Genomic DNA, 11,802 nt, shown 5'->3' on the forward strand with positions numbered 1-11,802 from the left:
AGGCCCGGACAGGACGCCTTCGACGTGGCCGCATCGTGCGACCGGCTGCGGCACTCGTTCGCCATGTACGGCGTCACCTCGCGTGAGATCCGCTCAGGCGTGGTCGAGCTGCGGATGACCGGCTACGACGTCCTGGCCCGGGTGCAGATGCCCACCAAGCTCGACCGCGTGCCGATGCGCGTTCCTGTCGCGCTGCGGGAGGACGGAGCTGTCCACTACCGCGACTACCGCACCTGTCCGCACGCCCTGACCGTCGGGGCCACGAAGTCCGGCAAGTCCGTCTATCAGCGCAACTTGGTCGCCGAACTCGCCGCCGAGGATGTCGCCTTGGTCGGCATCGACTGCAAGCAAGGGGTGGAGCTGTTCCCGCTGGCCCGTCGCTTCTCCGCGCTGGCCGACAACCCCGACACCGCCGCCGAACTCCTCGAAGCACTCGTCACGCACATGGAGGGCGTCTACCAACTGATCCGCGCTGACCAGCGCATCACCGCCGATATCCCCGACGCGGAGATCGCCGCCGACATCTGGGACCTCCCATCTCATCTGCGGCCCGTCCCCATCGTGGTCCTCGTGGACGAGGTCGCCGAACTCGCCCTGTTCGCCACCAAGGAAGAGGAGAAGCGCCGGGACCGCATCATCACCGCGCTCGCCCGCCTCGCCCAGCTCGGCCGCGCCGCCGGCATCTATCTGGAGATCTGCGGGCAGCGCTTCGGCTCCGAACTCGGCAAGGGCATCACCATGCTCCGCGCCCAGCTCACCGCCCGCACCGCCCACCGCGTCAACGACGAGACCAGCGCGAACATGGCCTTCGGCGACATCGCCCCCGACGCCGTCCTGGCCGCCATCTCCATCCCGACCGACACACCCGGCCTCGCAGTCACCGGCGACTCGACCGGCGGCTGGGCCCGCATCCGCACCCCGCACACCTCGATGCGCCAGGCCGTCAACGCCTGCAACCGGCACGCCCACCGCACCCCGGACCTGCCCGGCCTCGACGCCTTCCGGCCCGAGCTGCCGCCCACGGTCTCGCTCGTCAAGATCCCGGCCCAGACCGAGGCACCCGCCTCCGCCTGACCCGCCCCCGCATCCCGGTCGGCGCGACCGTCTCGCGCCAGCTCCCTACCCCCGCCATGCCCAAACGCCCTGCAAAGGAGGTGAAGACATGACCCGCAAGCTGCGCATCGACGCCGTCCTGGTGCAAGCCGTGATTGCCGGGGCCCTGTCCTTCGCCCACCTGCACGACCTCGCCGCCGCTGCCGGACAGACCGGATGGAAGGCATGGGCCTACCCCGTCTCCGTCGACCTGCTCCTGGTCGCCGCCTGGCGACGGCTGCGCAACGACGGCCCGTCCCGGCTCGCCTGGTGCTGGTTCCTGATCGCCCTGGTCGCCTCGCTCGGTGCGAACGTCGCCACCGCCGGATTCCTCGACCTGGCGCATCCGCCCGCCTGGCTGCGCTTCGGCATCGCCGGATGGCCCGCCCTCGCCTTCCTTGGCGGCACCCTCCTCGCCCACTCACCCGCCGCGACCGACCACGCCCCCGAACCGGAGCCCGAGCCGGTCGAGGTTGTGCCGGCCGAATCGGAACCCGCGCCTGAGCCGGTTCCCTTCGCCGAGCCGGAGCCCGCCTCGGCCTTGCCCACAGCGCCCGAGCATGCTCCCGCCCCGGCTCCGTCGGTCCCGGCCGCGCTGGTCGACCACGCCCGCAAGGTCGCCGACGACCACCACGCCCGGACCGGCACACCGATCGACACCGACACCCTGCGCGCCCGCCTCGGCGTCCCGGCCCCGATGGCCGACGTCATCGCCGCCCAACTCACCTGACCAGGAAGGGAGGAACCCCGTGACCCGTGACGCCGCCGACCTGACCGCCGCCGACTACCTCGACAGCGCCCGCGAGATGACTGCCGCTGACCGGCCCTACCTCGCGCACCTGCTCGCCGAAGAAGCGGCCCAGCGCACCACCGACCCGGCCACCGCCGCCGGTATCCGCGCCACCTATCCCGACCCGACGATCACCCGAACGGAGAGCGACTGACATGCCCGCCCGCGACTACTTCCACTCCGTCATGCGGATCGGCCCCGTACAGATCGGCACCCACCGCGACCGGCACGGCCGCACCAAGCACGCCGCCGTCTGCACCGCCGACCGCTGCGGCTGGTCCGCCGACTTCTCCAGCTCCTCGGCCGCCCAGCTCGCCGCCCGCACCCACCGCTGCCGCATCTCCGACTGAACGGGAGACCACCGTCATGGACGTTCCGCTCTGGCTCGCCCTGATCGTCGTCGGCGCCCTCGGCATCAAGCTCATCCGCCCGCCCTGGTGGCTCGTCGCCGTGCTCCTCCTCGGCGGCTTCCTCCTCGCCGACAGCCTCCTGGCCCCGGTCATCGACACCGCCATCAGCAAGTAGCCCACCGCAGAAAGGAGAAGCACTCATGTTCCGACCGAAGATCCCGACCATGCCGACCCCCACCGGCATCGTCACCCCGCCCGCCGTCGAGCCGACCGCGATCGTTCAGCACACCGCTGCCCCGGCTCCGGTCCCCGTCGCCCCGGCGGCACCCGCCCGGCCCACGGTCCAGCTCACCCCCGGCACCGCGCTCGCCCTCGTCGGTGGCGGCACCGCCGTCGTGCTCGTCGTCGGCGCGGTCCTGGTCTCGATGCTCTTGGCGGTCGCCGTCACCGCGGCTTCGGTCGCCGTGTGCGCGCTCGTCGTCCGCTCGCTGATCGCCTCCGAGCACAAGCGCCGCTGACCGGCCCCCGGGGCGGTCTCAACCGCCAAGTCTCGCCCGCCCCGGGAGCCGTGGCCCAACCCATCGCAAAGGACAAGAAGGGACACCCATCATGGCCCAGCCCACCACCACGCCCGCGCGGGTCTGCTCGAACTGCGACGGCTTCCCCACCGTCCGCGTCACTCTCGGCGGCCGCGACCGCCGGGGCAACCTGCGCACCATCACCGTCCACTGCCCGGCCTGCCACGGCACCGGCACCCGCCCCGCCCGCCGGCCGATCCCCGCCCGCATCGAGGTGGCCGCGTGACCGACACCGCCACTGCGGCGGGCCTGGACCCGGCCACCCTGGACGATGTCCTTCGGGTGGCCGGGTCCCCCGGCTTCGACCGCTGGAAAGACCAGGTGCACCGCACCGGCGGCTGCTCCGACCCGATCCACCTCACCGGCTGGACCCTCGCCAAGGACAAGACCACCGGCGAGACGCTGCGCCGCTACTCCACCGACACGGAACCGGACGGACGGCTCCGCGTCGCCTGCGGCAACCGCCGCGTCTCCCGCTGCCCCACCTGCGCCTACACCTACGCCGGAGACACCTACCACCTCATCCGCGCGGGCCTAGCGGGCGACGAGTCCAAAGACATCCCCGCCACCGTCCGCGACCACCCGCGCGTCTTCGCCACCCTCACCGCGCCCTCGTTCGGCCCGGTCCACAACCGGCCCGACCGTGGCGTCTGCCGCTGCGGCACCCGCCACCCCGAGGACGACCCCGCCCTGGGCACCGCCCTCGACCCGGCCACCTACGACTACACGGGCACGGTCCTGTTCAACAACCACGCCGGGCAGCTCTGGCAGCGCTTCACCACCCGCCTGCGCCGCGAGATCGCCGCCTGCGCCGGGCTCTCCCAGCGGGAGCTGAAAGAGGTGCTGCGGGTCTCCTACGGCAAGGTCGCCGAGTTCCAGAAGCGCGGCGCGATCCACTTCCATGCCGTGATCCGTCTCGACGGACCGGATGGGCCGGACTCGCCGCCCCCGTCGTGGGCGAGCGTGCAGCTGCTTGACGACTCCATCCGCGCGGCTGTCGCTCACTCGTACACCTCGGTCACGGTCCCGGCTGCCGGGGACCATCCGCGCCGGCCTTTCCGCTGGGGCACCCAGCTCGACATCCGACCCGTCAAAGCCTTCGGCGATGGCTCCGACATCACCGAGCAGGCTGTCGCCTCCTACGTGGCCAAGTACGCCACCAAGGCAGCCGAGTCGACCGGCAGCCTTGACCGCCGGATCGGGAACCGGGAAGTGCTCGACCTCCTGGACGTGCCCGACCACCCCCGCTGCCTCATCGAGGCCTGCCTCGACCTCGCACCCCTCTACCCGGATCGCAAGCTCGACGCCTGGGCCCACATGCTCGGCTTCCGCGGCCACTTCTCCACCAAGTCCCGCCGCTACTCCACCACCCTCGGCGCGCTGCGCCAGATCCGCGCCGACTACCGCGCCGCCCAGGACCATGACGCCCTTGGCGACCCGGACACGGTGCTGGTTCTCGCCTCCTGGGAGTACGCCGGACACGGCCACACTCCCGGCGAATCCGCTCTCGCCGCCACCATCGCCCGCGACATCCAACTCAACCGCGAAACCGCCCGCGAAGCCCTCGCCGCCCTGGAAGGAGACTGGTCGTGAGTGACCTCCTGCTGACCGTCGAGCAAGCTGCCGAACGGCTCGGCACCACCGTCCGCTTTCCTCGGCGGCTCATCGCCGAACGGCGGATCGCCTTCGTCAAGGTCGGCCGCCATGTGCGGATCGCGGAAAGCGCGCTGGACGCCTACATCGACGGCAACACCGTCCAGCCCACCCGCCGCCGTCGTTCTCGCTACGGAAAGGCTGCCTGATGGCCAACAAGAAGGGCAGGCGGCGGGCGTTCGGTGCGGTGCGAAAGCTGCCGTCCGGGCGGTACCAAGCTCGTTATCCCGGCCCGGACGGTGTCATGCGGCCGGCGCCCGAGACCTTCGCGACAGTGCGCGACGCTGACGACTGGCTCGCCGAGAAACGGACCGAGATCCGCCGTGGTGACTGGCAGGACCCGGACGCCGGGGCGGTCAACTTCGAGGACTACGCGACCCTGTGGGTCAAGGAACGGCGGCTTTCCCCGACGACCGACGAGTTGTATCGGCGGCTCCTCCGACTGCACATCCTGCCCGCCTTCGAGGACCTCGACCTCGACGAGATCACGGCTCCGCTCGTGCGCTCCTGGCGCTCGGAACGGCTCGACTCGACCGGGGCCGAGACCACCGTTGCCAAGAGCTACCGACTACTGAAGGCCATCCTGGAGACGGCCGTCGAGGACGAGTTGATCCGCCGCAACCCCTGCCGCATCCGGGGTGCGGGCAAGGAAACCGCAGCCGAACGGCCCGTCGCCACCGTCGACCAGGTCGACGCGCTCGCCGATGCCCTCGGTCCGCGCTGGCGGCTGATGGTCTACCTCGGCGCGTACGGCCCGCTCCGGCCGGAGGAACAAGCCGAGCTGCGCCGCAAGGACGTGGACCTCGACAATCTGACGATCCGAGTCCGGCAGGCCGCGCCGGAGCTCACCACCGGGAGGCGGGCCGAGGGACCGACCAAGTCGGAGGCGGGCAAGCGGCTCGTCGTCCTGCCGGCCTTTCTGCGGACCGACCTTCGGCGGCATCTCGACTGGTACGCGGAGAAGGGACCGGACGGACTTCTGTTCGTGGGGGAGAAGGGCAAGCCGTTCCGGCGGTCCACCTTCGGGCGGAAGTGGCGCACGGCCCGTACGAAGGTGGGTCTTCCCGACGGCTTCCGCTTCTACGACCTTCGTCACACCGGGCACACTCTGACGACTCGCTCCGGCGCGACGCTCAAGGACACGATGGTGCGGGCCGGGCAGTCGACCGAGCGAGCCGCGCTGATTTATCAGCACTCGGACGTCGAGCGTCAGCGGGAGGTCGCTGCCGGTCTCGACAGGCTCGTCCGGCAGCGGCGCCATGCAGTGGATGACCAAGCATCTGGCACGGATGTGGCACGGGACGCTTAGACAGGTCCAGACAACAGATAAGGCCCGGGTCTATGACCTGGGCCTTCTGCGTGGAGCGGGTGACGGGAATCGAACCCGCGCTCTGAGCTTGGGAAGCTCATGTTCTACCATTAAACTACACCCGCGCGGCGGACCGGTGATCGGTGCCGCATCGTCGCACACTCTACCTCATCGCTCGCCCCACGGTGTATTTCGCCGCGGGGTGTTCGTGGTTTCCGGGGCGCGGACGCGGGTGCGGGGCGCGGGAGTTGGGGCGTACCGTGGCGGGGCGGAGTGCCGCGTGTGGCGGTGTCCGGGGTATCCCCTAATGTGACCTTCGTCCGCATTCGCTGGGGAAGGGGCCCGATGGACTTGATGGAGCGCACCGTCGTCCGCTGTGCCGAGGGGCACGTGTTCAGTACCGCTTCGTTTCCGATGCAGCAGCTCGGGACCGACCGGATCGGGCCCGGGCGGCTGATCCGGTGCCCGCGGTGCGCGCGGCTGAGGAGCGCCGTACCCGTGGCTCAGGGCCGGCAGAGCAAGCAGTAGCGACGCAGCAGAGACGCGGAGAGCGCGCGGGCAGGTGTCCGATTGGGGACGGCCCGCGCGCTCTGCGTATCCTCGGGACGTGCTTCTCTCAGACAAGGACATCCGGGCCGAGATCGCCGCCGGGCGCGTGCGTATCGACCCTTACGACGAATCCATGGTGCAGCCCTCGAGCATCGATGTGCGGCTGGACCGCTACTTCCGGGTGTTCGAGAATCACCGCTATCCGCACATCGACCCTGCCGTCGAGCAGAGCGATCTCACCCGGCTCGTCGAGCCGGAGGGCGACGAGGCGTTCATTCTTCACCCCGGCGAGTTCGTGCTCGCGTCGACCTACGAGGTCATCTCCCTGCCGGACGACCTCGCGTCGCGGCTGGAGGGGAAGTCCAGCCTCGGACGGCTCGGTCTGGTGACGCACTCGACGGCCGGCTTCATCGACCCGGGGTTCTCCGGGCACGTCACTCTCGAGCTGTCGAATCTCGCCACGCTGCCGATCAAGCTCTGGCCGGGCATGAAGATCGGGCAGCTGTGCATGTTCCGGCTCACCTCGCCCGCGGAGGAGCCGTACGGGAGCGCGCGCTACGGCTCCCGCTACCAGGGGCAGCGCGGACCGACGGCCTCCCGGTCGTTTCTCAATTTCCATCGGACGCAGGTGTGAGGACCGGAGCAGCGGCATGAGTGACGTACGCGAGAACCTGACGTACGAGAAGTTCGGCGGCGCGATCCGCGAGCTGGCGCAGACGATCGCCGACGACGGGTACGAGCCCGACGTCGTGCTGTCCATCGCGCGCGGCGGGGTGTTCGTGGCCGGCGGGCTGGCGTACGCGCTGGACTGCAAGAACATCCACCTGGTGAACGTGGAGTTCTACACCGGCGTGGGAACGACGCTGGAGATGCCGGTCATGCTGGCGCCCGTGCCCAACGTCATCGACTTCTCCCACAAGAAGGTCCTCATCGCGGACGACGTCGCCGACACCGGCAAGACGCTGAAGCTCGTCCACGACTTCTGCCTGGACCATGTGGCGGAGGTGCGGTCCGCCGTGATCTACGAGAAGTCGCACTCGCTCGTGAAGTGCGAGTACGTCTGGAAGCGCACCGACGAGTGGATCAACTTCCCCTGGAGCGTGGACAAGCCCGTCGTACGGCGGAGCGGCCAGGTGCTGGACGCCTGACCGCGGCACAGCGGACACGCGAAGGCCCCTGGAACCCAAGAAGGGGTGCCAGGGGCCTTCGCGTCCGCGCCTGCGGACGCGGCTCAGACCGGCTCAGATCGTGCCGAGCTTGATGATCGACAGCAGCGCGATCAGCTGGATCGCCGACGCGCCCAGCGCCTTCGGCCACGGCAGGTCGTGCGACTTGCTCACCATCGACGTGAACAGCGCGCCCGCCGCCAGCCACGTCGCCCAACCGAGCACCTGCACCAGGGAGTTCTCGCCGCCCAGGAAGAGGGCGACGACGAGGCGTGGCGCGTCGGTGAGGGACATGATCAGCATGGAGAGGCCCACGGTGGGCTGCCAGGCGCCGTTGCCGCCGAGCTGGCGGGCCAGAGTGTGGGTGACCGCGCCGAGGACCAGGCCGCTGATGACGAACGCGGCGCTGGTGACCATCACGTACGAGATCGCGTTCGAGAAGGTCGCCTTGATGACCTCGTCACGGGGCTCGTCGAAGCCGAAGATCGCGAGCATGCCGTAGAGCACGGTGACGATCAGCGCCGGCAACCAGACCGCGTGGTCGCGCATCTGGAGGAACGTCGGCCCGGGCCGCAGCAGGATGCCGCTCAGGAGCTGCTTCCAGTGCAGACGCGGGCCCACGGGGGCGGCGGGCGCGGCGCCCGCCTGGTAGGTCGCGCCGTCGCCGTAGGGGTCGTCGGGCACGCTGAACATCTGCGTGTGACCGGGGTTGTTGGCCGCGTACGGGTCCTGGGGGGCGCCGTACTGAGGGTGCGGATCGCCGAAGTACTCCGGTTCGCCGTATCCGCCACCGCCCTGCGGCGCGCCGCCCGCGTGGGGCCACTGCTGCTGATGCGTGTACGGCGGCGCAGGGGCCTGCCCGCCGCCCGTGTAGGGCGGCGGCGCCTGCTGCGCCTGCTGTCGTTGCGGGGTGCGGTTGTCCCGGCCGCGTCCGATCCTGAATCCAGCCACGTCAACGAACGTACCTGGTCCGGCGGGACGGGGTGGCGGCGGACCGGAAACGGGAGGGCGTTTGCGGCCGACCTGTGACATCCCCTAGGGGGACCCCGGGGGGCCTGCCCCCGGGCCCGAAGAGGCTCCAACGGCATGGGGCGGGCCGCTCCCACGCACGAGCGGCCGGTCCTGCCCCCGAGGCAGGTCCGGCCGCTCAGCGTTCTCTCGTGTTCTCTCCCGGGCTCCCGCGGAGTTGTTCCTCCGCGGAGGTGGAGACGGTTACTTCACCGGCTCCGGTTCCGGCGCCCCCTCGGACTCCGTCTCCGGCGCGGGGTCGGCCGGCGGGGTCTTGACCGAGTCGAGCAGCAGCTGCGCGACGTCGACGACCTGGAGGGACTCCGGCGCCTTGCCGTCGTTCTTCTTGCCGTTCACCGAGTCGGTGAGCATGACCAGGCAGAACGGGCAGGCCGTGGAGACGATGTCCGGGTTGAGGGACAGGGCCTCGTCGACGCGCTCGGTGTTGATGCGCTTGCCGATCCGCTCCTCCATCCACATCCGCGCGCCGCCGGCGCCGCAGCAGAAGCCGCGCTCCTTGTGGCGGTGCATCTCCTGCTGGCGCAGGCCCGGGACGGCCGACATGATCTCGCGCGGGGGCGTGTAGACCTTGTTGTGGCGGCCCAGATAGCACGGGTCGTGGTAGGTGATCAGACCGTCGACCGGGGTGACGGGGATCAGCTTGCCCTCGTCGATCAGGTGCTGCAGCAGCTGCGTGTGGTGGATGACCTCGAACTCGCCGCCCAGCTGCGGGTACTCGTTCGCGATCGTGTTGAAGCAGTGCGGGCAGGTGGCGACGATCTTCTTGGCCGACTTCGGCTTCTTCGTCGACTCGTCCTCGTCATCCTCGCCGAACGCCATGTTCAGCATCGCGACGTTCTCCTGGCCGAGCTGCTGGAACAGCGGCTCGTTGCCCAGGCGCCGCGGCGAGTCACCGGTGCACTTCTCGTCGCCGCCCATGATCGCGAACTTGACGCCCGCGATGTGCAGCAGCTCGGCGAAGGCCCTGGTGGTCTTCTTCGCGCGGTCCTCGAGGGCGCCGGCGCAGCCGACCCAGTAGAGGTAGTCGACCTCGCTGAGGTCCTCGATGTCCTTGCCGACGATCGGAACGTCGAAGTCGACCTCCTTGGTCCACTCGACGCGCTGCTTCTTGGCCAGCCCCCAGGGGTTGCCCTTCTTCTCCAGGTTCTTGAGCATCGTGCCCGCCTCCGACGGGAACGAGGACTCGATCATCACCTGGTAGCGGCGCATGTCGACGATGTGGTCGATGTGCTCGATGTCGACCGGGCACTGCTCGACGCAGGCGCCGCAGGTGGTGCAGGACCACAGGACGTCCGGGTCGATGACGCCGCCCAAGCCGTTCGACGCAGCGTCGAGCGTCCCGATCAGGGGGCGCTCGGCCTCCGCGAGGGCGGACGCGGGGACGTCCTTCAGCTGCTCCGGGGTGGCCTTCTCGTTGCCCTCCATGTCCTTGCCGCCGCCGGCCAGCAGGTACGGGGCCTTGGCGTGCGCGTGGTCGCGCAGGGACATGATCAGGAGCTTCGGGGACAGCGGCTTGCCGGTGTTCCAGGCGGGGCACTGCGACTGGCAGCGGCCGCACTCGGTGCAGGTGGAGAAGTCCAGCAGGCCCTTCCAGGAGAACTGCTCGACCTGGGAGACACCGAAGGTGTCGTCCTCGCCCGGGTCCTCCCAGTCGATCTCCTTGCCGCCGGACGTCATCGGCTTCAGCTCACCAAGGGCGCTCTCGCCGGTCGCGTTGCGCTTGAACCAGATGTTCGGGAAGGCGAGGAAGCGGTGCCAGGCCACGCCCATGTTGGTGTTGAGCGAGACCGTGATCATCCAGATCATGGTCGTGCTCAGCTTGATCATCGCGAACAGGTAGACCAGGTTCTGCAGCACGCCGAGGCTCAGGCCCTTGACGGCCAGGACCAGCGGGTACGAGGCGAAGTACGCGGCCTCGTAGCCCTCGACGTGGTGGATGGCGCCCTCGAGGCCGCGCAGCACGTAGATCGCCAGGCCGATGATGAGGATGACGTACTCGACGAAGTACGCCTGTCCCATCTTCGAGCCCGTGAAGCGGGACTTGCGGCCGGGGCGCGACGGCAGGTTCAGCAGCCGGATGGCCATCAGCGTGGCGATGCCGAGGATGGTCATCGCGCCGATGAACTCGATGTACATCTCGTACGGCAGGAAGCCGCCGATCAGCGGGAGAGTCCAGTCGGCCTGGAACAGCTGGCCGTACGCGGTGACGATCGTCGGCGGCAGCGTCAGGAAGCCGATGGCGACGAACCAGTGCGCGAAGCCGACGATGCCCCAGCGGTTCATCCGCGTGTGGCCGAGGAACTCCCTGACCAGGGTCACGCTGCGCTGGTAGGGGTTGTCCGTCCGCGTGCCGGCGGGCACCGGCTGCCCCAGCTTGAAGTGGCGGACGAACTGGCCGATGGCGCGGGCGAGCAGCGCAACGCCGACCACGCTCAGGGTCAGCGACACAATGATCGCGGCGAGTTGCATGGAAGGCTCCTCGGGCCTGCGAGGGTGGGAGGACTAGGTACTACTAAGCGGTAACTTATTCAGCCCGAGCTGAGACTACCCACTTATTCCGCCGCACTGTAGCCACGCATGCGGTGATCTGTGTCGCTCAGGCAACCCTGACCGGGGTCACCGGGGCGGCGTGGACGACGCTGCGTCCGGCGACCGCCACGGGCACCGTGCGGGCCAGGATCGCCAGGTCGAGTCCCAGCCAGTGCTGCTCCACATAATGCAGGTCCAGCACGGTCATTTCCTCCCAGGGCAGCTCGGAGCGCCCGCAGACCTGCCAGAGGCCGGTCATTCCGGGCCGCACCGCGAGCCGGGCCCGCTCGGGGCCGAGGCCCGCTTCGACGGCGTCCGGAGCCAGCGGATGCGGTCCGACCAGGGACATCTCGCCGCGTACGACGTTGAGAAGCTGGGGCAGGCGGTCCAGGAAGTGGCGCCGCAGCACCCGGCCGACCGGAGTGACGGCTCCCGGATGCCCGGTGCGGAACGTGAGCATCGAGAACGTGCGGCCGTCGAGGCCCACGCGCTCGCGGCGCCGCAGCACGGGGCCCGGTGACGTCAGCGCCACCGCCGCCGCGGCGGTCAGCAGGAGCGGCGAGAGTGCCAGCAGCAGGACCAGGGCGCCCGCCAGATCGACGACCCTCTTCGCCGTCATGGGCGTGGCGGTCATGGGCGTACCCTCCTTGACCGGGCTCATCATGGAATGACAGTTCTTGACCGCTTTTTTCGAATATGACTCTCCCAGAGGTGCGCGTTCCGAAAGGGCTGCGCCACGCGAAGAGGACTGCGTGCC

Annotated in this window: 16 protein-coding genes and 1 tRNA gene; 13 read left to right on the forward strand and 4 right to left on the reverse strand. The window is 69.8% G+C overall.

The genetic code is table 11. The features are described from left to right. From ACFYOP_RS18965 to ACFYOP_RS19010, 10 genes are all read left to right on the forward strand, one after another. Nucleotides 1-1,074, forward strand: a 1,074-nt coding sequence (locus tag ACFYOP_RS18965) for an FtsK/SpoIIIE domain-containing protein (RefSeq protein WP_356899414.1), incomplete at its 5' end; no start/stop codon positions are given. Between the two features lie 88 nt (nucleotides 1,075-1,162). Then, nucleotides 1,163-1,822, forward strand: coding sequence for a DUF2637 domain-containing protein (locus tag ACFYOP_RS18970; RefSeq protein ID WP_356899413.1), 660 nt, complete (start codon nucleotides 1,163-1,165; stop codon nucleotides 1,820-1,822). Nucleotides 1,823-1,841: 19 nt separating this feature from the next. Beyond that, the gene (locus ACFYOP_RS18975; protein WP_356899412.1) at nucleotides 1,842-2,036 is read left to right on the forward strand and encodes a hypothetical protein; all 195 of its coding nucleotides are present in this window, start codon (nucleotides 1,842-1,844) and stop codon (nucleotides 2,034-2,036) included. Between the two features lies 1 nt (nucleotide 2,037). Continuing rightward, nucleotides 2,038-2,232 (forward strand): mobile element transfer protein, encoded by a 195-nt coding sequence (locus ACFYOP_RS18980; RefSeq protein WP_356899411.1) that lies wholly within the window; start codon nucleotides 2,038-2,040, stop codon nucleotides 2,230-2,232. 16 nt (nucleotides 2,233-2,248) lie between these two features. Next, nucleotides 2,249-2,407: a hypothetical protein gene (locus ACFYOP_RS18985; protein WP_017947661.1), complete on the forward strand. Its 159-nt coding sequence runs from the start codon at nucleotides 2,249-2,251 to the stop codon at nucleotides 2,405-2,407. Between the two features lie 25 nt (nucleotides 2,408-2,432). Then, on the forward strand, nucleotides 2,433-2,750 hold the full coding sequence (locus ACFYOP_RS18990; protein WP_356893763.1) for a SpdD-like protein: 318 nt from the start codon (nucleotides 2,433-2,435) through the stop codon (nucleotides 2,748-2,750). Nucleotides 2,751-2,841: 91 nt separating this feature from the next. Then, nucleotides 2,842-3,036 carry a hypothetical protein gene (locus tag ACFYOP_RS18995; protein ID WP_356893765.1) on the forward strand — a complete coding sequence of 65 codons (195 nt, stop codon included), beginning with the start codon at nucleotides 2,842-2,844 and terminating at the stop codon, nucleotides 3,034-3,036. Continuing rightward, on the forward strand, nucleotides 3,033-4,403 hold the full coding sequence (gene repSA, locus ACFYOP_RS19000; protein ID WP_356899410.1) for a replication initiator protein RepSA: 1,371 nt from the start codon (nucleotides 3,033-3,035) through the stop codon (nucleotides 4,401-4,403). The genes ACFYOP_RS18995 and repSA overlap by 4 nt, the downstream gene beginning before the upstream one ends. Next, nucleotides 4,400-4,612 carry a helix-turn-helix domain-containing protein gene (locus ACFYOP_RS19005; RefSeq protein WP_356899409.1) on the forward strand — a complete coding sequence of 71 codons (213 nt, stop codon included), beginning with the start codon at nucleotides 4,400-4,402 and terminating at the stop codon, nucleotides 4,610-4,612. The genes repSA and ACFYOP_RS19005 overlap by 4 nt, the downstream gene beginning before the upstream one ends. Then, nucleotides 4,612-5,772 carry a site-specific integrase gene (locus tag ACFYOP_RS19010; protein ID WP_356899408.1) on the forward strand — a complete coding sequence of 387 codons (1,161 nt, stop codon included), beginning with the start codon at nucleotides 4,612-4,614 and terminating at the stop codon, nucleotides 5,770-5,772. The genes ACFYOP_RS19005 and ACFYOP_RS19010 overlap by 1 nt, the downstream gene beginning before the upstream one ends. A gap of 51 nt (nucleotides 5,773-5,823) precedes the next feature. On the opposite strand, the gene ACFYOP_RS19015 is transcribed toward ACFYOP_RS19010, so the two are convergent. Then, nucleotides 5,824-5,897, reverse strand: a tRNA-Gly gene (locus ACFYOP_RS19015). A gap of 220 nt (nucleotides 5,898-6,117) precedes the next feature. Between ACFYOP_RS19015 and ACFYOP_RS19020 the strand changes: the two genes are divergently transcribed. From ACFYOP_RS19020 to ACFYOP_RS19030, 3 genes are all read left to right on the forward strand, one after another. After that, nucleotides 6,118-6,300 (forward strand): hypothetical protein, encoded by a 183-nt coding sequence (locus ACFYOP_RS19020; protein ID WP_356899407.1) that lies wholly within the window; start codon nucleotides 6,118-6,120, stop codon nucleotides 6,298-6,300. Nucleotides 6,301-6,379: 79 nt separating this feature from the next. After that, nucleotides 6,380-6,955, forward strand: a complete 576-nt coding sequence (gene dcd, locus ACFYOP_RS19025; protein WP_356899406.1) for a dCTP deaminase — start codon at nucleotides 6,380-6,382, stop codon at nucleotides 6,953-6,955. A 16-nt stretch (nucleotides 6,956-6,971) separates the two neighbouring features. Then, complete coding sequence (locus ACFYOP_RS19030) at nucleotides 6,972-7,469, forward strand: phosphoribosyltransferase (protein WP_356899405.1); 498 nt, start codon at nucleotides 6,972-6,974, stop codon at nucleotides 7,467-7,469. Nucleotides 7,470-7,562: 93 nt separating this feature from the next. Here ACFYOP_RS19030 and ACFYOP_RS19035 read toward each other — a convergent pair whose 3' ends face one another. The 3 genes from ACFYOP_RS19035 to ACFYOP_RS19045 all read right to left on the reverse strand — a co-directional run bounded on the left by ACFYOP_RS19035 (nucleotide 7,563) and on the right by ACFYOP_RS19045 (nucleotide 11,664). Then, a complete protein-coding gene (locus ACFYOP_RS19035; protein WP_356899404.1) occupies nucleotides 7,563-8,438 on the reverse strand; it encodes a Yip1 family protein in 876 nt (291 codons plus the stop codon). Between the two features lie 261 nt (nucleotides 8,439-8,699). Beyond that, nucleotides 8,700-10,985, reverse strand: coding sequence for a (Fe-S)-binding protein (locus ACFYOP_RS19040; protein WP_356899403.1), 2,286 nt, complete (start codon nucleotides 10,983-10,985; stop codon nucleotides 8,700-8,702). Nucleotides 10,986-11,112: 127 nt separating this feature from the next. Further along, complete coding sequence (locus tag ACFYOP_RS19045) at nucleotides 11,113-11,664, reverse strand: sugar transferase (protein WP_356899415.1); 552 nt, start codon at nucleotides 11,662-11,664, stop codon at nucleotides 11,113-11,115. Nucleotides 11,665-11,802 lie beyond the last annotated feature (138 nt).

The organism is Streptomyces sp. NPDC006294 (genome assembly GCF_042870895.1).
In the GTDB taxonomy this organism is placed as follows: Bacteria; Actinomycetota; Actinomycetes; order Streptomycetales; family Streptomycetaceae; genus Streptomyces.

What these genes read in the sequence shown, in the direction of transcription:
- ACFYOP_RS18970 (WP_356899413.1), top strand. Translation starts at nt 1,163, where the DNA reads ATGACCCGCAAGCTGCGCATCGACGCCGTCCTGGTGCAAGCCGTGATT.
- ACFYOP_RS18980 (WP_356899411.1), top strand. Translation starts at nt 2,038, where the DNA reads ATGCCCGCCCGCGACTACTTCCACTCCGTCATGCGGATCGGCCCCGTA.
- ACFYOP_RS18985 (WP_017947661.1), top strand. Translation starts at nt 2,249, where the DNA reads ATGGACGTTCCGCTCTGGCTCGCCCTGATCGTCGTCGGCGCCCTCGGC.
- ACFYOP_RS18990 (WP_356893763.1), top strand. Translation starts at nt 2,433, where the DNA reads ATGTTCCGACCGAAGATCCCGACCATGCCGACCCCCACCGGCATCGTC.
- ACFYOP_RS18995 (WP_356893765.1), top strand. Translation starts at nt 2,842, where the DNA reads ATGGCCCAGCCCACCACCACGCCCGCGCGGGTCTGCTCGAACTGCGAC.
- ACFYOP_RS19010 (WP_356899408.1), top strand. Translation starts at nt 4,612, where the DNA reads ATGGCCAACAAGAAGGGCAGGCGGCGGGCGTTCGGTGCGGTGCGAAAG.
- ACFYOP_RS19020 (WP_356899407.1), top strand. Translation starts at nt 6,118, where the DNA reads ATGGACTTGATGGAGCGCACCGTCGTCCGCTGTGCCGAGGGGCACGTG.
- ACFYOP_RS19030 (WP_356899405.1), top strand. Translation starts at nt 6,972, where the DNA reads ATGAGTGACGTACGCGAGAACCTGACGTACGAGAAGTTCGGCGGCGCG.
- ACFYOP_RS19040 (WP_356899403.1), bottom strand. Translation starts at nt 10,985, where the DNA reads ATGCAACTCGCCGCGATCATTGTGTCGCTGACCCTGAGCGTGGTCGGC.
- ACFYOP_RS19045 (WP_356899415.1), bottom strand. Translation starts at nt 11,664, where the DNA reads ATGACGGCGAAGAGGGTCGTCGATCTGGCGGGCGCCCTGGTCCTGCTG.